A 17839-nucleotide genomic window follows, 5' to 3' on the forward strand; every position below is an offset into this window, starting at 1 on the left:
CCGGCCGCGCCGCTTTTTGGCAAAACGGTTTTATCATGAAACCGTTTTCGTCGATTTGCGTTTAGCGGCCATGAAAAGAGAACGTGAACCCTCATCAAAGGCTTACCGGCAGGTCCGTTTCGAAAATACCGAGCGTGCCGCAAAGGAAACCATCGAGGCGGAGCAGCGGGCTCGCCGGGAAAAGACCAAACGCCTGAAAGAGCTGCGCCTGTCGCAGCAGGGCGGTAAGGATCCCGCGGCCAAATAGAGATCTTCTGCCCTGCCTATTTCGTCCGGCCGAGGCGCCGATTGATTTCAGCTCCACCCCGGCGCCGCGTCTTGCCGCGGCTCCCATATTGTTCTGATTTCGGACGTTCGCCCATCTTGCGAAGCAAGGGCTGCGAAATTATTTTTTTGCACAATACCGATTCACGGCATCCCAAAAGGGCTGATTGCGATGTCAGACAAGCTTTTCAGCACGCGTGACGAACCACTCGCCTCCGCAGATCTCGATATTTGCAGGCGCGTGCATGAAGCCCTGTGTAGCGGGCTCGATATCGACAGAGCAGGCGGAGAAGCCGATCGTCTCGGAGCCCTGATTATCGAGCTTTATCGGCAGGGTGTGCATGATGAAGACCAGCTTCGACTGCTTGCCGGCGGCAAGCGAGTCTGACGGCACGCGTCAGTTTCCGCACGACACCCTGCCCGTGATCCTCGTTTCAGACGCACAAAAGCGCGCTAACAATTTGATCCACGTATCGGCCCGGAAATTTATGCCGATTTCGAACCGATACGCTAGCCATTTCCGGTGATTTAGAGGCCAGTCGCCTCGGTACTCGTTGCTGTGGCCGAGGTTTCGGTTGAATCTACAGCCGGCGCCGATTCGGTCGTTCCCGATACTTCTTCCGTGCTGCCCGTCTCGGCTTCCGGCGTTTCCGCGGTTGCGCTAGGATCTGTCGTCTCGCTGCCCTCGGCGGTTTCGCCAGTCGGAGTCTCGGTTGCCGGAGTCTCCGTCGTCGGGGTCTCCGCCATTGGTTCTTTCGCGACCGGCGCCGCAGCCGCCAACGCGTCTCTCATCTGGTCGATCGTGCCGACAGCCGTGCCGATGCCGAGCGTGTCCTTAGCCCAGGCCAAAGCTTCGGGGCTGAGCGTGCCCGTCTTGGTCGCCGAAGCCAGTGCTGTCGTCAGAGCGGCGTCGCCGAGAACAGGATCGTCCGCCGGCGGGGCAACCCCGTTGGCCAACTCATACTGAGCGTAAGCGGTAGCGTACGCCGCGATCGCTGCCATCTTTGGGTCCGCGGTATTCATCAGCGCGTGGTAATTGCGCTTCAGCGAATTCAGTCCCGCGAGTTCCGCCGCGGGCTTCTTCGCGGGCCTAGTCGCAGGCGCTGCGGCGATAGTCGTCTTCTTGGCCGCGCCTTTCGTGCTGACGGTCTGCTTGGTCGATTTCGTCTTCCCGGCCTCGATCGACTTGCCCGAGCTCTTCGCGCTGCGGCTGCCGGTCGTCTTGCCGCTGGAGCTGGCGCTATCCTTTCCGCCGCTGCTCTTGCTGCCGGCGCCGCCATGGCTGCCGCTGCTTCCACTGCCGCCGCCATGGCTGCCGCCGCCGCTTCCACCACCGCCACCGCCGCCCCCGTTACCACCACCGCCACCGCCGCCGCCGTTACCACCACCGCCACCGCCGCCGTTGCCGCCCTTGGCGAAAGCTGGCGAGAGATCTGGAAAGATGGTGTTGAGGGGCGCGAGCGCCAAATTGGTGGAGAGACAGAGAACGCCAAAAATTCTGGAGAGCTGCATAATGATCCTTCCTATCCCGGCGCCGCAACGCCGCTACGTCGAGATCATCGAGCTTCCCAGTAAAGATCCAATTGGACATCTTCTTTCAATTTGAACTTTTCCCTGAATATTCAGCCACGAAAGGTGAATCCATCCCAAAATGAAACCAAATCCCTCCCGCAACGTTGTCCCTGATACATCGGTTTACCTAAGGTGAGTAACATGCAAAGATTCGCCATCATTGCCCTGTCGATTGCGACGGCATTCTCAGGAATGCCCGCATCTGCAGGCCCAGTCTTTGTGCCGAGCTCGGTACAACAGGCGGTGCTGCCGGAGACCGGGGGCGGCGATGCTCGGATCATCGCGGTCGGCTGCAATAACTTCACGAACTGCCCTGGCCAGTTCAGCAATGGCCGCAGGTGGTATCCGCGACGCCATTACCACCGCGATCGCGACTATTACCGAGACGACCGCTACGGCTGGGATCGCCGTTATGACCACCGCTGGCACCACCACCACCACGACAACACCGGCGCTATCATTGGCGGCTTGGCGGCTGGCGCCCTCATCGGCGGCATCATCGCGTCGCAGCCGGGCGCCTACAGTTCACGTGGCTACAGCTCGCATGCTGAATATTGCTACGCCCGCTACCGGTCCTACCGAGCCTACGACAACACCTACCAGCCGAGCTACGGCCCGCGCCGTCAGTGCCGGTAAATTCAGTCGTCAGTACTGCAAAGGCCCCGCATCTACGTGCGGGGCTTTTTGTTGGTACGTAAATGCTTCCCAGCGGCTCTCCGTCGTGCTGTCTAGCCGGGATCGAACCTTCCGAGCGGCCGCATTTGCAAGGTGACCTATGACATCAGGAGACACCGCACTGTTGAATTTCCCAGCAAGGCCGTAAGCATCGCCCACCTCGGAAACGCCCGGGGAAACAAATCGATGGAAGCTGGAGACCGGTGAGCGAATTTATCGAGGGGGGTCTAGACGGCCGAGCCGGAGAATTCGAACTTGTATCAAGCGATAAGGAAGGACAGGTTCGATCACCGGTGAAATCGACGGCCAGGCGTTGCAAGTCAATCTGAAAGAGCGGATTGGGAGCGACTATAACAGGCAGGAATGCCGACGGGGATTGAAATGGACTTACGAAAACGTAAGCAACAACAGGAAAATCCTATTGGAAGGTTGAAAACGATCATAACCCCAGCCCCACGAGTCAATGAACAAAGCGACAAGATTAGTTAGTCGCAACGCACACCTTCCACCACCACCCTTCGCCTAAATCACGCCACCTCAGCCGCCATCTTCTCCCGCACCACCAGAAATGCCGCCGTCAGCTTCGCCAGCACCGGCGAAGTCACCGTCCCGTTTGCCCCGCCGATCGGATCGACGATGTGGATCCGCCGAAGATCCTCCATGAATTCGTCCCAGAGCGGCTGTCCGCCCTCTTCCAGCAACTCGGCGCGAATGCTGAGGTCCTCGCTCACCGGCAGGTGACGCCTGCCCCAAGCGCCGATCATGGCGAACAGGGGAACGAGCTGGATTGCCGGTTCCGTCAGGCTGTAGATTGCTTTCTGGCTGTGGCTCGGATCGTCCCGCTTGCTGATGAAGCCGAGCGAGAGCAGCCGCTTCAGCCGGGCAGCCAGGATATTGGAGGCGATCCCCTCCTCCGAATGATTGAGCAGATCGCGGAAATGCCGGCGGTTGCCGAACATGATGTCGCGGATAATAATCAGACTCCATCGGTCGCCGAGCACCTCCATCGTCAGGTTGATCGGACAGCCGGACCGCAATTCTATATCCACGAAGCATCTCCTGCAGAAACCAGTTGCATTATAGGATCACTCGTGCGAGATAACAACTAGTTTCAATTCGCAATCAGATGGAGTAAAGCATGTCTAAGGTGCGCGTCGCGGGGTTTTCCGTTTCCGTGGATGGCTTCGGCGCTGGGCCGGAGCAAAGCCTGAATGATCCGCTCGGAAAGCGCGGGTCGGAAATGTTTCAGTGGTTCTTCCACACGCGCACCTTCCGCGCGATGATGGGTAAGGACGACGGTTCATCCGGAATCGACGAGGATTACGCATCCCGCGCCATGGCCAATTTGGGCGCCTTCATTCTCGGGCGCAACATGTTCGGCCCGATCCGCGGCGAATGGCCCGACGACGCATGGAAAGGCTGGTGGGGTCCGAACCCGCCTTACCACGCGCCGACCTATATCCTCACCCATTATCCACGCGAACCGGTTGTCATGGAGGGAGGCACCACCTTCCATTTCGTCACCGGCGGCATTCATGAGGCACTCGACCAGGCGAAGGCGTCGGCCGGCGATAAGGATGTGAAGATCGGCGGCGGGGTGGCGACCGTCCGCCAATATCTTCAGGCGGGTCTGATCGACGAGCTGCATTTCGCCGTCTCGGCCGTCGTGCTTGGCAAGGGCGAAGCGATGTTTGCAGGCGTCGACCTTCCTGCTCTGGGCTTCCGCGTCGTCGAGCATGCCGCCAGCGAAAAAGCCACGCATGTCGTACTGGCGAAATAAGCGAGCCGCCGGTTCGGTCCGGCGATCTCGAGCGTGAGCATCGCCGGAAGAATATTTCTTCCGGCGTCAGAACCAGGCGTCTGCCATCGCCGTCTCGCCTCGCGTCGATCCCGTCACATTTTGCCCGTGCTTTTTTATGGGCTTCTCCACACGCATCTCGCGGTCGTCCATTTTCATGACGACTTTCATAAATCAACGGACTTGGGATTAGGCCGGCATCACCCGGTAGACGCATGCCATCCCTTCGACGCCCCGAAGCGGAGCCTCGAAGGCGACCACCCTGTGTCCGGAGAGCAGCCGGCTGACGTCAGGCGCCGAAAACAGGGCTTCGGATAGACAGATCTCGCCGGCCTCGGCCAATGATTGCACCCGTGCCGCGACATTGACGGTCTGCCCGAAATAATCGAGGTTGTCGTTCAAGGTCACGGCGATCGACGGACCGCAATGGGCGCCGATCTTCAGGATGATGCTGGGATCGCCATGCTCGCCGTTGAAGCGCTCAATTTCTTCAAGCATATGCAGAGCAGCCGAGATGGCGTCGCTCGGGCGGGAGAAGGCCGCCATCACCGCGTCGCCGATCGTCTTGACGATCGCGCCCGAATGCTCCTGCACCGTGGCGCCGAGCAGGGCGAAATGCTCGCGCACCAGCGCATAGGCATTGAGATCGCCGAGCCGCTCGTACATCGCGGTCGAACCCTTGAGATCGGTGAAGAGAAGCGTCACCTGGCGAATGCCGAGGCCCTCCCTTTCATCAACGCATTCGGAGCGAAACAGCCTCCTAAAAGTCTGGCGCGCAAGCAGCATCCCGCCCGACATGTAAGGATCGAAATCGAGAACCGGCTTGGTGGTCTGCGCCAGGATCTCGGGCGGCCAGTTGATGAGGAGTAGTGAGCCGCGCGCGGCAGCCGAGTTCTCGACTTCGACGATGACCGGGCCGGGCCGAACCGCTGAGGACAAAGGGCAAAAATGCCGACCGTCGTACCCGATCCTGAGGAGTGCCGGCGCCGTAACGGGCTGGCCTGTCACCGGCAGCGCAAAGCTCGCCTGGGTCTCCACATTGATGCCAGCGAGCGCACCTGGGCCGAGTTCAGCCCTGATCGTCGTAACTGAACCCGGTGTCAGGAAGGAAAGGCCGCGCACCAGCCCTTTCAGGACGTCGAGGAAGCGGACCTGCTGACCGGGCACTCGCGCATCGCTGAGAAACCGTGCCTTCCAGTGAAAATCCTCAACCGAGAGCGAGCCGGGATCGTGAAAAGACAGCCGGCGCAGCTGCGGCGACACTGTGAACGTGACTTCGATGAAATCGTCGAGGTCGGTTTCGCCGGAGACGTCGCACAGGCCGCAGACATAGTGAGTCTTCAGCGTTCTCAAGGCGCCGAAACTATCGAGCACCATTCCGGATTGGGGACATACGACGTCCCAGCTCATCTCGAACAAACCGCTGCGCGTCGCATAGAGAAAGAGATCGATGCTTTCCGCCTCCAAAATGGCGACGTCGTGCGCGAAAGCCAGCGGGTTGATCCGGTAGAGGGACAGATCGTCACCGCTGCGGATCAGGTTTTCGAATTTGGCGAGGCCCCGCGGGCTCCAGGACCGGGCCTGCTGGATCTCGGTCATCTTGCTCTCAAGGAGCCGTTCCTGAACGTCAGTCATCTGACGCCTCGCAAAGTTCGGCCAGGCCATGCGACCGGGGATCGTCGCGATTATAACAGACGCTCGTCCGTGCGGATCAAACGGAGCCTCGCCGAGCAGAAGTCTTACGGGTTAGCCCGAAAAGGCGACGCCAGGGTCCCCGCTCGATCCCCTATCCCGGCATTCGCTATCTGCGACATCCGGATTGCCTCAGCGGACCATAACGCTCAGCAGTCCTGTTCGCGACCTGCGGTCAACTAAGCGTGTCCAAATAGCTGTGGCATTGCTGCAGAATGAGCGTAGAGTACGCGTCATCGGCCCATCGGATCATCGGCACGACCGCTTGAGAGACCGTCGTGCTCTTGCCGCTTCATAGAGGGTACGAAGATGCTCTTGTCACTTATTTCACTCGACGACAGCCAAATAACCATCGTCACCGATGCCGTTCGGCAATGGTGCTGCGAGAAAAAGCTCGACATCAATAGCCTCGAAGGACGCCGCGCCATCACCGTTGCCGTCGATCTGGTGCAGATGAACACGGCCCGCGACCGGCTTTTTGCCGAACTGTCGAAGCAGTTGGGTCACCAATAGGAATCCGAAATGGTCCATCAGGGCTGCCCCTGCGCCGTGACAGGGGCTGCGATAATCCGTGGCCGGCTCGCAGAAAGCCTCTCATTTGCCGTGTTGCGGTCCTTTGTTAGGAATTCACCGTGTCCTGGCCGCATTCGAGCTTTTCAAGATAGGCGGCGAACATGTCGGCCATGGCTTCGGCGTAGGTTTCGATCTCGCTCAAGCTTCGGGGAGCCTCCGAGAACTGCTTGCCCACCGTGGCGAGCGTCGTGACGATCAGGTCACCGGCAAGTGCCCGGCTTGCCTCCGGGACCGATGGCAGCACCTCCTGCATGAACAGCCCGATGATGCGGTCGACGCCCTCACCGCCTGCGCCTCCGGCGCATCGCGATAAAGCGGCGCTGCGTCGTGAAGTGCCACTCGCATCGCCGCCTCCTCACACTCGGAGCGAAGAAAGGCATGAACAAGGCTGCGCAGCCGTTCGAACGGCGGTCGTCGTGCATCGGCAAGAATATCGGCGAGCATGCCGTTCGTCTGCCGCCATTCGTCGCTCTGCAGCCGGAAGAGGATTGCCGCCTTGTTGGGGAAATACTGGTAGAGCGAACCGATACTGACGCCCGCCCTCTCCGCTACCCTCGCCGTGGTGAAGCGATGGGCTCCCTCACGCGCCAAAACCTGAGCAGCAGCATCGAGGATCGCCGCCACGAGCTCCGTCGAGCGGGCCTGCTTGGGCTGCTTTCGTGAAGAAATCCGGGTACTTGGCCGGTCGCTCATGGCGGCGCTCCGCAATGCGATTAGAAAATGCGAGGGAATATTCGTATTTTTCACCCAGCGCAAGAACCTCATCATTCCAAGGAACCCTTCAATGACGACACTGACCACCGCGCCGCTCGCGCCTCTCCTCAACCGCCTGTTCGAAGAAGCCGCCGCGGCGACGAGCCCCACCGTATCCGAGCTTACCAGCGAAGAGCGGATGCGCCTGATCAGCAGCAAGACGGAATATCTCGACCTTTACGGGCGACTGAAGGATCTCTGGCTTCCTGTCTCGCGCGAAGCTGGCAAGCTGCTCTATGTGCTGGCGCGCAGCTGCCGTGCTCAAACGATCATCGAGTTCGGCACATCCTTCGGCATCTCGACCCTCCACCTTGCTGCAGCACTGCGCGACAATGGCGGCGGCCGGCTGATCACCAGCGAGTTCGAACCGACGAAGTTGAGGCGAGCGCGCGAAAACTTGACGGCTGGCGGCCTCGTCGACCTTGTCGAAATCCGTGAGGGAGATGCCCTGTACACCCTCGGCACCGATCTTCCTGATACCATCGACCTCCTGTTTCTCGACGGCGCCAAGGGCCTCTATCGTGACATCCTGGAGCTGGTGGAAGACCGACTTCGACCGGGCGCCCTCATCGTCGCTGACAATGCCGACCTCAGCCCCGAATATCTCGCCCGCGTTCGCTCCGCCGCCGCTGGCTATCTGTCGGTCCCGTTCGAAGACGACATTGAGTTGTCGATGCGCGTCTGAGGATATTCGCAACCGGCTCCGCGCCCTCACCCTTGGATGTCCGCAATGGCATCAACGGTGAGGCCGCGCACAAGCATCGCACAGCACCATCGCAGCCACTTCCGGACAAAGCCGGTCGCGCTCAAACACGCTTTTCGACGAACATATCCGGCTATGGATCGTCATTGAACCGCTCGATCTTGGTCCAGCCGATGCCGCGATAGAGCTGCTGGGCCTCGGGAAGCGCGCTGTTGGTATCCAGACGCAGGAGCCGGATGGACAACTCGCGGGCGATCGTCTCGGCAGCCGACATAAGCCGTTTTGCCATCCCGAGGCCGCTGGCTGCCAAAACTCGAAGTGTCAGGCGAATGCGCCGACCGTCTTGCGCATTCCCACTCACTCACCTATGGCAACGCACCCCCCCTCCACAAGGCTGCCCCGTGCTCCGCTTTATCCTCCACGCTCTGATCGTCATCATTCTGACGCTGCTCACCCAAATCGGCGGCCTCACCTATTTGATAACGCTTGCCGTCGCACGCGCCTTGCGCCTGCGCCGACTTGCCGCCAACCTCGCGCTCTTTCTGCTTCTCTACGCCGGCGGCACCTTCGTCGCGCACCTCAACGCGCCCGCGTTTGGCCGGGTTCCGCTTGCCTGCTTCGTCGGCACCGCCGATCCGCTGGTCATCCGCTCGCCGATCTACTGCGCGCTCAACCGCAACTATGTGACGCCTGAACTGCGCGATCTGGCAGGGGCACTCGCCGCCCACATGGATAAGCAGTTTCCCGGTACCGTTACCGTCGCGCTGGATGCGAACTTTCCCTTCGTCGACGGTTTTCCGCTGCTGCCGCATCTCTCTCATGCCGACGGCAAAAAACTCGATTTCGCCTATTATTACAAAGATGCCGACGGCGCCTTCCTGAACGGCGCCACACGCTCCCCGATCGGCTATTTTGCCTTCGAGGAGCCCGCCCAGGGCGACGAACTGCCCTGCGCGGGTCGCCACGACTGGCTACCACGCGTTGGGATTTCGACGCCCTGCAGCCACTCTTCCCGGCCTACCAGATCGAGGAGCAGCGCACCGCGGCAGCGATCGCCTGGCTGACGACGGAAGGCGTCGCGCGCTTTGGCCTGCAGAAGATCTTCATCGAGCCGCATCTGAAGAATGCGCTTCGCATCACCGACGCCCATGTCCGCTTCCAAGGCTGCCGAGCCGCGCGTCATGATGACCACATTCATGTCCAGATTGAATGAGCGGCTCGCTTACCTGACCTTTCGGTCAGGCACCGCCAAGCGTAGAGGCGCCCCTTTCCGGCTGCCGCCCGATTGGATATTCTCGCCGTCATTGTCCCTGAATGAGAGGTTTACTTGTGAGTGTCGGCCTGATTGCTCTCCTTGATGATGTCGCAGCGCTTGCGAAGGCGGCCGCCGCTTCTCTGGACGACGTGGTTGCCCAGGCGGGCAGAGCCGGCGCCAAAGCCGCCGGGGTCGTGATCGACGACGCAGCCGTCACGCCGCGTTATGTAACCGGCCTCTCGGCTGCGCGCGAATTGCCGATCATCGCGCGGATCGCCATCGGTTCCCTCAAAAACAAGCTGGTCTTCCTCCTGCCGGCCGCACTCGTCCTTAGCCTGCTCGTGCCGCAGGCCGTAATGCCGCTGCTCATGCTTGGTGGGCTCTACCTCTGCTACGAAGGCGCCGAAAAGGTCTACGAACTCGTCGTGCCGCACGCGGCCCATGCCCATGAGCACGCTCTCGAGACGATCAGCGTCGACCCTAAGACCTTCGAGGACGAAAAGGTCGCGAGCGCCATCAGAACCGATTTCATCCTCTCGGCCGAGATCATGGCGATCACCCTCGGCTCCCTGTCCGATTCGGGTCTGGCGATGCAGGCGCTGATTCTCGCCCTGGTCGGTACTCTGATCACGGCCGCCGTTTACGGGGTCGTCGCCTTGATCGTAAAGGCGGACGACTTCGGCCTCTGGCTTGTCCAGCGCTCTTCCCGCTCCCGGACAGGCGCGTTCCCTCGCATGCTCGGGCTCGGCCTTGTGCAGGGCATGCCCTATCTTCTCAAGGTGCTGGGTCTGATCGGGACAGCGGCGATGATCTGGGTCGGCGGCGGCATCATTGTACACGGCGCCGAAAGCTTTGGCTTTGGCTGGCTGAGCCATCTGCTCCACGATGCCGGGGAAGGCGCCGCGCACGCAATGCCTGCCGTTGGCGGCGTGGTTTCCTGGCTGGTCCAAGCTGCCGGCTCGGGTCTCGTCGGCATCCTCCTCGGGCTTGCGACCATCCCGGCCGTCGGCTACGTCGTTGCGCCCGCATGGCGGTGGTGCGCAGCACGCCTGCGCAGGATGAGGACTGCGTAATCGCGGAACAGCAGATCTTGCTTACGTCGAACCTCCGGCACCATCAACCGGCATCCCTTTCATCATACGCCCACGCTGCGCCGCAAAGATTGCGTCCATGTTCTGCTCCGCCCAGTGAGAGAGTGCCGAAACCGTATCCCCACGCCCTATGTCATCCTGCACCCGAACTGGTTTTCCGACAACTTCCACACCTTCTGGAAACCAGGCATCGACCACTCCAGATCGCGCTTCCCGCCGCCGAAGGCAAGTCGAGTTTCATCGACGCCCGAGACATCGCGGCAAGCGGCGTGGCAGCGCTCACCTCCTCGTCCTTCGACGGCAAGGCCTTCAACCTGACCGGCCCGGTAGCGCTCTCCTATGCCGAAGCCGCCGCCATCCTCTCCGAAGCAATCGGCAAGCCCGTCACCTATAACGCCGTCTCCGACGAGGCCTTCATTGAAATGCTGACGGGGGCTGGCGTGCCGGCCGGCTATGCAAGCTTTCTCGCTTCGATCTTCTATCCCGTCCCCCAGAACTGGACGGCCGCCTTGACCGGCGACGTCGAGACGCTCACCGCCAAGGCCCCCGCGCTCACTGAAGTCCTACGCGGCCGACTATGCCGCCGCGCTGAAAGCATAGTTGCCGAATGAAGCGCAGGCGGCGGATCGCCGCCTTCCGCGCCGCTCCAGCCTCACCCCGAGGCGCCCCGTAGCAGCCTCGAAGGAGGGGGCTAGTCAACCCCGCGCTATATGGCTCCGAAACGCAATGCCTTAGAACGCTACCGCAACGGCAGTTCGAAGCTCCGCTTCAGTGTTTCCATCGGCACATCGGTCTTGACGTTGAGGACGCTCGGAATGCGCGTCAGGTGGTCGGCCTGAAAACGCCAGTAGCTGTGCAGATCGGCAGTGACGATCCGAAGCACGGCATCACACTCCCCTGCCGTCAGGTAACATTCCATCACCTCCGGAAAGCGCCTGACGGCTTCGGCGAACCGCAGCGTGACCTCGGCATCCTGGGTCTTGAACCACACGCGGGCGAAAACCGTCAGCCCTGCGCCGACCTTGGCCGGATCCAGTACGGCGACGTAGCGATCGATGATCCCAGCCTCTTCCAAAAGGCGCACGCGGCGCAGGCAGGGCGAAGGCGACAGCCCCACCTCTTTTGCCAGCTCGACATTCGAAATACGCCCGTCACGAGCGGCACATGCTGCAGGCGCTGATCGACCGAAGCCAGGCCTTCGTCAACGGCGAGGTGACGGTCAGGCTCTACAAGGGAAGCGCCTCGGTTATTTCCCGCAGCTCGCCCTGCTCACTATATTCCGCCGACCTCGTCACCTTCGAGGAAAGTTCCATCGCTTATGATCATCATGATGCCGAAGGCTTCATCAAGCTCAATGGACTGCGGCTCAGGAATTGGGCTGCCCGCCATACACGGTGAGCGGCTGATCTTGAATCGGCAGCGCCATCTCTCAGCATCCACCAATGCCTTCATCGAAGGCATTGCTCCTAACGCTTCGAGTGCTTGTTGGAGCGCACTATGCGGATCTCGCTCGCGCGGCCGAACCACTGCCCAATCCATGGGAAACCGAGGAAGCTAATTCAAACGATTTTAAAAAACCCCACCAAAAGCTAATCGATTTTAATTTTATCATTCAAATTTTCTTGTTGCAGCACAAGAGAATTTAACCATTAATTTCCGCAGATGCTCAGTATGAGGAACCCGCATGACTGTGACATTTCCGTTGACCGAGAAGCGCGACGCAGAAGCGCTGCTGAAGCACTTGACGGCGCACAAACTTAGCTTTCCGGGAAACTGCGTCGTATCGCTCAAGGCGCACGTCGCCCACGTCTCATCCTCTCATACAACAGCGCTCGGCACCGCCCGTACCGCCTGGTAGGATTGAATGTTCCCACCTTTGCGGGGTGCCTGGATTCTGATGATGGAGGCGTTTTGCCGCTGAGACTCCTTCCCACCTCATCGGTCTGATCCACTCTTCTGCCAGCGGGAGAAGAAGAGCATGACGCTATCTTTTCGTTCCAGCAGAAGAAGGAGGCAGAACGCGTTTCACGAGAAATCTTGGATACTCATCCCGGCTGACAATCGTTGCTGTACCGGTAAAAATTCCTATTCCGGCCGTCGCCGATGGCGATGAAAAACCCGGTGCTGCCGCCGCACGATAGGAAATCATATCTCGTCATGACTATTCTGATACCAATGCCCTATGTCAAACAAGCCATGCTCGCCGCGGCCATGATGCTGGCGACAATGATGACATTCCTGCCTCAGGCGCATGCAGAGCCATGCGAACAGGAAACTTTCGACCAGGCGGCGTACGTCGTTTGCACGCTGGAAGCAGGAAAAGCCGACCTGCGCCTGTTCTGGAAGGGCGCCGATGGCCAACCATACCGCGCTTTTTCACGCTTGGCCGAAGCCGTTCGCGCCGAGGGGAAAACGTTGGCCTTGGCCATCAATGCCGGAATGTACCGGGCCGATTTTTCGCCGATGGGACTGTATGTCGAAAACGCCAGGGAATTGAAGTCCGCCAATACCGCAGGGGCCGGAGGCCCCCCCCGGTCAGGTGCCGAATTTCTACAAGAAACCGAACGGCGTGTTCTTTCTTGGTGAAGCGGGCGCCGACATACTCCCGACCGATGAATTTCTGAGGCGTGCCCCCAAGGTGCGGTTCGCCACGCAGTCCGGCCCAATGCTCGTCATCGCCGGCAAGCTGAACCCGATCTTCATCCCCGGCTCGACAGACCGGAGCCGTCGAAGCGGGGTCGGCGTCTGCGCGGGTGGCGCGGTTCGCTTCGCAATCAGCGAAGACGGGGTCAATTTCCATGAATTCGCACGGCTCTTCCGGGACCGACTGCAATGCCCTGACGCGTTGTTTCTGGATGGCGGACGAGGTGTTGGGCTTTACTATCCAGCATTAGACCGCAACGATTGGTCCTGGCATGGCGGCTATGGCCCGATCTTCGGGCTTGTGGAATAGGCACGACGAATTCGGCCTTTATCGAGACCCACAGCGCCGTCAGCCGGCCCTTGCATTTGACCGGAGTCGATATCGACCATGACCCCGTAGTGATCGCTCGGCCATATTCCATCCACCGGCTGATCGAGGACGCGTTCGCAGGACGGGATTTCCGCCCGCGGGCACTTCGACCTATAGGGCAGAGGTCTTTCGAGGAGAGGCCTTGTTGCCGCCGTAGGTCATTCGGTCAGCCTTCAGGCGAGCCGGCGATGGTTACTCGATTGTCTTCGGGAATGAAGCACCCAGTCGTTACGCCGTCGATGGTAGCCGAATGCCCCAGATGACTGTCAGATTGATTGCTTCACCGCCATCGACGTCAGCGCCATGGCGATGACCACCCCTCGGAACGGCCACAGGCCCGTGAAAGGCAGCGGCCGAGCGATCGACGCGCCAATTGCGGTCGTTGCACGATTGAGGCAGGATGCAGCCGTTGAACGGGGAAGTGGATCCGAGCACTCCTGCTGACGGGCTCATGTCATTGCGGCAAGACGGGCTGGACCCTCGAAGGCGATCCGGGATCGATCACCGCCTGCAACTGCACCCTCTGCCGACGCTACGGCACGCTCGGGGCCTATGATTACGAAGGAGAGCGGATCACCCTTATCGGCCAGACCGCCTCTTATACCCGGTCCGGCAGGGCAGCGTCGTCGCTCGAATCTTGTTCTGCCCATCCTGTGCCTGGGTCTTGAGCTGGCGCGGTCTGCGCCTGCAAAAGAATGGCCGCCGCCGCATAGCGGTCAACATGCGGCTTGCACCGCCGGAACTCGTCGCCGATCTCCCCATCGATCATTTCGACGGGCTCGACACATTCAAAGATCTTCCCTCCGACGGGCGCCGCGTACGCGATCTCTGGTTCTGACAGCCCGACATCTGTCGGCCTCGGGGCGGGCGATGGCGCCTCAACCGCGCCGAGCCGCCTCGATCGCCGCGACATCGATCTTTCTCATCGTCATCATCGCGTCAAATGCACGCTTTGCCTGATCACCACCCGCCGAGAGCGCTTCTGAGAGGACACGCGGTGTAATCTGCCAGGACAAACCCCATTTGTCCTTGCACCAGCCACACTCGCTTTCCTGGCCGCCATTACCGACGATGGCGTTCCACAAACGATCGGTTTCTTCCTGATCCTCCGTAGCGATCTGAAACGAGAAGGCTTCACTGTGTTTGAATGCAGGGCCGCCGTTCAGACCGATGCAAGGGATACCGGCGACGGTGAATTCAACAACCAAAACATCTCCCTGCTTACCGTCAGGATAATCTCCCGGCGCCCGAGTGACAGCACCCACCGCGCTGTCGGGAAACGTCGCGGCATAAAAGCGGGCCGCGTCTTCAGCGTCTTTGTTGTACCATAGGCAGATCGTGTTTTTTGCCATTGCGGCGGTCCTTCCCTCTTGGTTTGCAATTCTACTGAAATAAGAGAGAGATCGCCTTTCTCCAGCCTATGCATGTTATTTCGGCAACGGCCTTGCGTCCTCGCCGCAAAAGGGTGTCAGAGTGGCAAGCATCGTCTGCGCGCGATTGAAAGGGCCGAAGCCATGCACAAGTTCACCGTTACCCTCACCCGCGAGATCGAGGCCGATACCGCCGAGGAGGCAGCCTTGCTCCTGTACCAGGAACTTTCGAAGGGACCTGTCCCTGACCGCTACTCGGTCACCGACGAGACGAAGGTGACCACGGAGGTAAATCTCGACCGGAACAAGGCTGATGAATTCGCCAGCATCGATCACACCGCCGATCCCGGCAACTGGTAAGGCCAGTCGTTCACAGGGACGGGGGCAACAAATCCCCTGCTTTACGCCGGCAGCGCAATTGCGGTAGGTCCAGAATGCCGTTCCGGCGCGAACCCCGGATGCAAGCGGCCGCTCCATCGTAAATATTCCAGCCAAGGAAAACACGTGACCTCCCCTGTCAAAATAGCCGTCGCCGGCGCGAACGGCCGCATGGGTCGCACCATACTGCCGCTGCTCGCGGCCGATCCGGCTTTTGTCGTCATCGGCGGCATCGGCCGCCCTGGCTCCGCCGGTGAAGGGTTGATCGACCGTGCGGCCGCAATTGCAGCCGCCGACGTGATCCTGGATTTCACGACGGGAAATGCCGCCGCCGAACTCGCCGGCCTCTGTGCCTCGGCAGGCGGGCCGGCCCTGGTGATTGGAGCGACAGGTTTCGAGCCGGGTGATATCCAAAGGATCGCAGCCGCCGCCCAAACGATTCCGATCCTGCGCTCCGGCAACTTCTCCATCGGCGTCAACATGCTGGTCGGCCTCGTGGCCCAGGCGGCGCGCGCTCTTCCCCAGCATGACTGGGATATCGAAATCCTCGAAGCCCACCACAACAGGAAGATCGATGCGCCGTCCGGTACGGCGCTGATGCTCGGTGAAGCGGCCGCCGAGGGCCGCGGCGTTTCCCTCGCATCCGTCGAGCGGCGTGGGCGCGACGGCGTCACCGGCGAGCGACTGCCCGGCGAGATCGGCTTCGCCGTCCTGCGCGCCGGCGGGATCGTCGGGGAACACAGCGTCCTGTTCGCCGCCGCCGAGGAAGTCGTGACGCTGTCGCATTCGGCTCTCGATCGCGGCATGTTCGCCCGCGGCGCGCTTGCCGCCGCCCGCTGGATTGCAGGGCGCGCACCCGGCGAATATGGCATGCGGGATGTGCTGGGCCTGACGGCAGAAGGCCCGAATAGATAGAATGAACAGAGGCTTGAAGGGCGTCTTTGACTCAAGGTCTACACCGACACCCCACCCTATCGAGCACCGCCGCGGCGACGACGACTTCAGTTCCGGCAAGGCCTACGGAGCAGAACAGCGTTATCTCTTCGGGCGATCTCCGCCCTGACGCTTTCCCCGCAATGATGTCGGCGAGATCGACCAGGCGGCTGTCGCTGCCGGAGCCTGTCAGGAAAAAGGGCGATGGGTATGCGCGCGTTTGTTCGGGAGAATCCGTCGCGATCACGGCCGCCGCGTCTGCGAGATCCAAGCCGAGTTCGCATCCGTGAAGCGTTTTCGGGCCGACAGTGTTGACGTGCGCGCCGGGCTTTAAATCGCCCGCATGGAGGACGGGCGTTTGGCTTGTCGTCGCGCAGATGACGATATCGGCCTCATCAACGGCTTTCGAGACGCTGTCGACAGGCTCCACCTTAAGACCCAGGGCGAGCTGCATCTCGCTTGCAAAGTCAGCACGATTTTTCTCATCGCGGCTATAAACGCGGGCGTGATCGAGGTTGCGAACGGCGGCAGCCGCTGCAAGCTGGGTTCGCGCCTGCGCTCCCCTGCCGATGATGCCGACGATTTTGGCGTCAGGCGCGCCGAGATGCCGGATCGCCAAACCTCCGATCGCGCCAGTCCTGAGGCTTCCCAAGAGCGATCCGAGAACGATCCCTTTGAGCCTGGCGTCGTCGGCCGACCATACGGCGACGATCTGCGCATGCTCAGCCCCATCGAATGTGTCGTAGACGCGAAAACCCGCGAGCGGCTTCTCGCCCATGATACCGCCAACGGTAAAAACGAGATCGCCTCGATCAGGAAACGACACATGATGCCTCGGTGGCGAGATCAACCGGTTGGCGGCCCTGGCATGGAAGGCGGTCTCCAGCGCGTCGATCGCGACCGCCATCAACCCGCTATCGTCAATGTCCTTGTCCATCAGGATTTTCATCACGGCGACCTCCGATTCAGGCTGCATCCTGCAACCCCAATCCCACTTGAGGTCAAGAGGCCGATGGTCCGCCGCGCCGCGACGGCCTAACCCATCAGCCGCCGCGCCATCATCACATCGTCGATCTCCCGGCGATCCTCCAGCACGCCGCCGGGGATACGGCCGATTTCGGCAAAACCTTGCCGCTGGTAGAACCGTATCGCCGCCGTATTTTCGGCGCTGACGAAGAGTTCCAATTGACGGATGCCGATATTGCGCGCGTGATCGGAAATCGCCTCCAGTAGTTTGACGGCAAGGCCCGTTCCGCGCAGCTTGGCGCGGACATAGACCATGACGATCGTGGCGCGGTGGGCCATCTTGCTCGACCGCTGCCGAAACAAGCCCATGATGCCGACGGGCTCGCCTTCGCGAAAGGCTATGAAAACCGGCTCGCTCAGCCGATCGCGCCACTCCTGCAGAGACAGAATTTCCCAGTCTTCGTAGCGGGTGGCAAAGGAGGACGGCTCGGCGCGGAGCGCTTCCAGGCGGATATGCCGGAAAGCCTCCACCTCGTCTGCACCTATGAGCCTGATCGTCACGCCGCCTGCATCCATCGCCACCTCCCGGAGTATCGGAGATATGTCATCGCAGCCGACTGCAGTGGATGCAACTCGGAAGCGCGAGTTCGATTGGCGCCTGGCCCCATCGCGGCCCGCCAACACACAAGAGAGCCTCATCCTGAGAGCCTGTGAACCTATCGATTTTACAATTTTTCGATGCGAGTTAAATCAATGGCTCAGCTCTTTCGAAAACGACGAAATCCAAAAGGTTCACAGACTCT

At 60.8% G+C, this 17839-nt stretch carries 16 protein-coding genes and 8 pseudogenes; 15 read left to right on the top strand and 9 right to left on the bottom strand.

What is annotated here, in order from left to right:
- The first annotated feature begins 16 nt into the window (after positions 1-16).
- Both NXC14_RS13365 and NXC14_RS33385 read left to right on the top strand, forming a co-directional pair.
- Positions 17-247 carry a hypothetical protein gene (locus NXC14_RS13365; RefSeq protein WP_085778547.1) on the top strand — a complete coding sequence of 77 codons (231 nt, stop codon included), beginning with the start codon at positions 17-19 and terminating at the stop codon, positions 245-247.
- Between the two features lie 189 nt (positions 248-436).
- Positions 437-652 (top strand): hypothetical protein, encoded by a 216-nt coding sequence (locus NXC14_RS33385; protein WP_085778548.1) that lies wholly within the window; start codon positions 437-439, stop codon positions 650-652.
- A 140-nt stretch (positions 653-792) separates the two neighbouring features.
- On the opposite strand, the gene NXC14_RS32990 is transcribed toward NXC14_RS33385, so the two are convergent.
- Complete coding sequence (locus NXC14_RS32990) at positions 793-1776, bottom strand: hypothetical protein (protein WP_198175450.1); 984 nt, start codon at positions 1774-1776, stop codon at positions 793-795.
- A 201-nt stretch (positions 1777-1977) separates the two neighbouring features.
- On the opposite strand from NXC14_RS32990, the gene NXC14_RS13385 reads away from it, so the two are divergent.
- Positions 1978-2472, top strand: coding sequence for a BA14K family protein (locus NXC14_RS13385; RefSeq protein ID WP_085778550.1), 495 nt, complete (start codon positions 1978-1980; stop codon positions 2470-2472).
- Between the two features lie 566 nt (positions 2473-3038).
- Here the strand turns inward: NXC14_RS13385 and NXC14_RS13390 are convergent.
- Positions 3039-3560 carry a helix-turn-helix domain-containing protein gene (locus tag NXC14_RS13390; protein WP_085778551.1) on the bottom strand — a complete coding sequence of 174 codons (522 nt, stop codon included), beginning with the start codon at positions 3558-3560 and terminating at the stop codon, positions 3039-3041.
- Positions 3561-3649: 89 nt separating this feature from the next.
- Between NXC14_RS13390 and NXC14_RS13395 the strand changes: the two genes are divergently transcribed.
- Positions 3650-4291, top strand: a complete 642-nt coding sequence (locus tag NXC14_RS13395) for a dihydrofolate reductase family protein (protein ID WP_085778552.1) — start codon at positions 3650-3652, stop codon at positions 4289-4291.
- 207 nt (positions 4292-4498) lie between these two features.
- On the opposite strand, the gene NXC14_RS13400 is transcribed toward NXC14_RS13395, so the two are convergent.
- Complete coding sequence (locus NXC14_RS13400) at positions 4499-5944, bottom strand: adenylate/guanylate cyclase domain-containing protein (protein ID WP_085780104.1); 1446 nt, start codon at positions 5942-5944, stop codon at positions 4499-4501.
- A gap of 366 nt (positions 5945-6310) precedes the next feature.
- Between NXC14_RS13400 and NXC14_RS13405 the strand changes: the two genes are divergently transcribed.
- Positions 6311-6514, top strand: coding sequence for a hypothetical protein (locus NXC14_RS13405; protein WP_085778553.1), 204 nt, complete (start codon positions 6311-6313; stop codon positions 6512-6514).
- A gap of 106 nt (positions 6515-6620) precedes the next feature.
- Here NXC14_RS13405 and NXC14_RS13410 read toward each other — a convergent pair.
- Positions 6621-7267, bottom strand: a pseudogene (locus NXC14_RS13410) (TetR family transcriptional regulator).
- A 91-nt stretch (positions 7268-7358) separates the two neighbouring features.
- On the opposite strand from NXC14_RS13410, the gene NXC14_RS13415 reads away from it, so the two are divergent.
- A complete protein-coding gene (locus NXC14_RS13415; RefSeq protein ID WP_085780105.1) occupies positions 7359-8012 on the top strand; it encodes a class I SAM-dependent methyltransferase in 654 nt (217 codons plus the stop codon).
- 151 nt (positions 8013-8163) lie between these two features.
- Here NXC14_RS13415 and NXC14_RS13420 read toward each other — a convergent pair.
- Positions 8164-8337: pseudogene (locus NXC14_RS13420) on the bottom strand (GNAT family N-acetyltransferase); the annotation flags it as partial.
- A gap of 94 nt (positions 8338-8431) precedes the next feature.
- Here NXC14_RS13420 and NXC14_RS13425 point away from each other — a divergent pair.
- The 3 genes and pseudogenes from NXC14_RS13425 to NXC14_RS13435 all read left to right on the top strand — a co-directional run.
- A pseudogene (locus NXC14_RS13425) lies at positions 8432-9243 on the top strand (hypothetical protein).
- Positions 9244-9359: 116 nt separating this feature from the next.
- The gene (locus NXC14_RS13430; RefSeq protein WP_085778554.1) at positions 9360-10358 is read left to right on the top strand and encodes a DUF808 domain-containing protein; all 999 of its coding nucleotides are present in this window, start codon (positions 9360-9362) and stop codon (positions 10356-10358) included.
- A 141-nt stretch (positions 10359-10499) separates the two neighbouring features.
- Positions 10500-10976: pseudogene (locus NXC14_RS13435) on the top strand (SDR family NAD(P)-dependent oxidoreductase); the annotation flags it as partial.
- Between the two features lie 139 nt (positions 10977-11115).
- Here the strand turns inward: NXC14_RS13435 and NXC14_RS13440 are convergent.
- A pseudogene (locus NXC14_RS13440) lies at positions 11116-11532 on the bottom strand (Lrp/AsnC family transcriptional regulator); the annotation flags it as partial.
- Here NXC14_RS13440 and NXC14_RS13445 point away from each other — a divergent pair.
- The 4 genes and pseudogenes from NXC14_RS13445 to NXC14_RS13455 all read left to right on the top strand — a co-directional run.
- Positions 11532-11774, top strand: a pseudogene (locus NXC14_RS13445) (argininosuccinate synthase); the annotation flags it as partial. The pseudogenes NXC14_RS13440 and NXC14_RS13445 overlap by 1 nt on opposite strands.
- A 286-nt stretch (positions 11775-12060) precedes the next feature.
- Entirely contained in the window at positions 12061-12234 is a 174-nt protein-coding gene (locus NXC14_RS32995; RefSeq protein WP_176536321.1) for a hypothetical protein, read from the top strand.
- A gap of 317 nt (positions 12235-12551) precedes the next feature.
- Positions 12552-13329 (top strand): annotated as a pseudogene (locus NXC14_RS13450) (phosphodiester glycosidase family protein).
- Positions 13330-13826: 497 nt separating this feature from the next.
- Positions 13827-14227, top strand: a pseudogene (locus NXC14_RS13455) (GFA family protein).
- Between the two features lie 40 nt (positions 14228-14267).
- Here the strand turns inward: NXC14_RS13455 and NXC14_RS13460 are convergent.
- The gene (locus NXC14_RS13460; RefSeq protein WP_085778555.1) at positions 14268-14741 is read right to left on the bottom strand and encodes a VOC family protein; all 474 of its coding nucleotides are present in this window, start codon (positions 14739-14741) and stop codon (positions 14268-14270) included.
- Between the two features lie 162 nt (positions 14742-14903).
- Between NXC14_RS13460 and NXC14_RS13465 the strand changes: the two genes are divergently transcribed.
- Positions 14904-15119, top strand: coding sequence for a hypothetical protein (locus NXC14_RS13465; protein ID WP_085778556.1), 216 nt, complete (start codon positions 14904-14906; stop codon positions 15117-15119).
- A 144-nt stretch (positions 15120-15263) separates the two neighbouring features.
- Positions 15264-16052: a 4-hydroxy-tetrahydrodipicolinate reductase gene (gene dapB, locus NXC14_RS13470; RefSeq protein ID WP_085778557.1), complete on the top strand. Its 789-nt coding sequence runs from the start codon at positions 15264-15266 to the stop codon at positions 16050-16052.
- A 31-nt stretch (positions 16053-16083) separates the two neighbouring features.
- On the opposite strand, the gene NXC14_RS13475 is transcribed toward dapB, so the two are convergent.
- Together NXC14_RS13475 and NXC14_RS13480 are read right to left on the bottom strand one after the other, a co-directional pair.
- Complete coding sequence (locus NXC14_RS13475; protein ID WP_085780106.1) at positions 16084-17022, bottom strand: ornithine cyclodeaminase family protein; 939 nt, start codon at positions 17020-17022, stop codon at positions 16084-16086.
- Positions 17023-17105: 83 nt separating this feature from the next.
- Positions 17106-17612 carry a GNAT family N-acetyltransferase gene (locus tag NXC14_RS13480; RefSeq protein ID WP_085778558.1) on the bottom strand — a complete coding sequence of 169 codons (507 nt, stop codon included), beginning with the start codon at positions 17610-17612 and terminating at the stop codon, positions 17106-17108.
- Between the last annotated feature and the right edge of the window lie 227 nt (positions 17613-17839).

It is taken from the genome of Rhizobium sp. NXC14, from assembly GCF_002117485.1.
Taxonomy (GTDB): Bacteria; Pseudomonadota; Alphaproteobacteria; order Rhizobiales; family Rhizobiaceae; genus Rhizobium.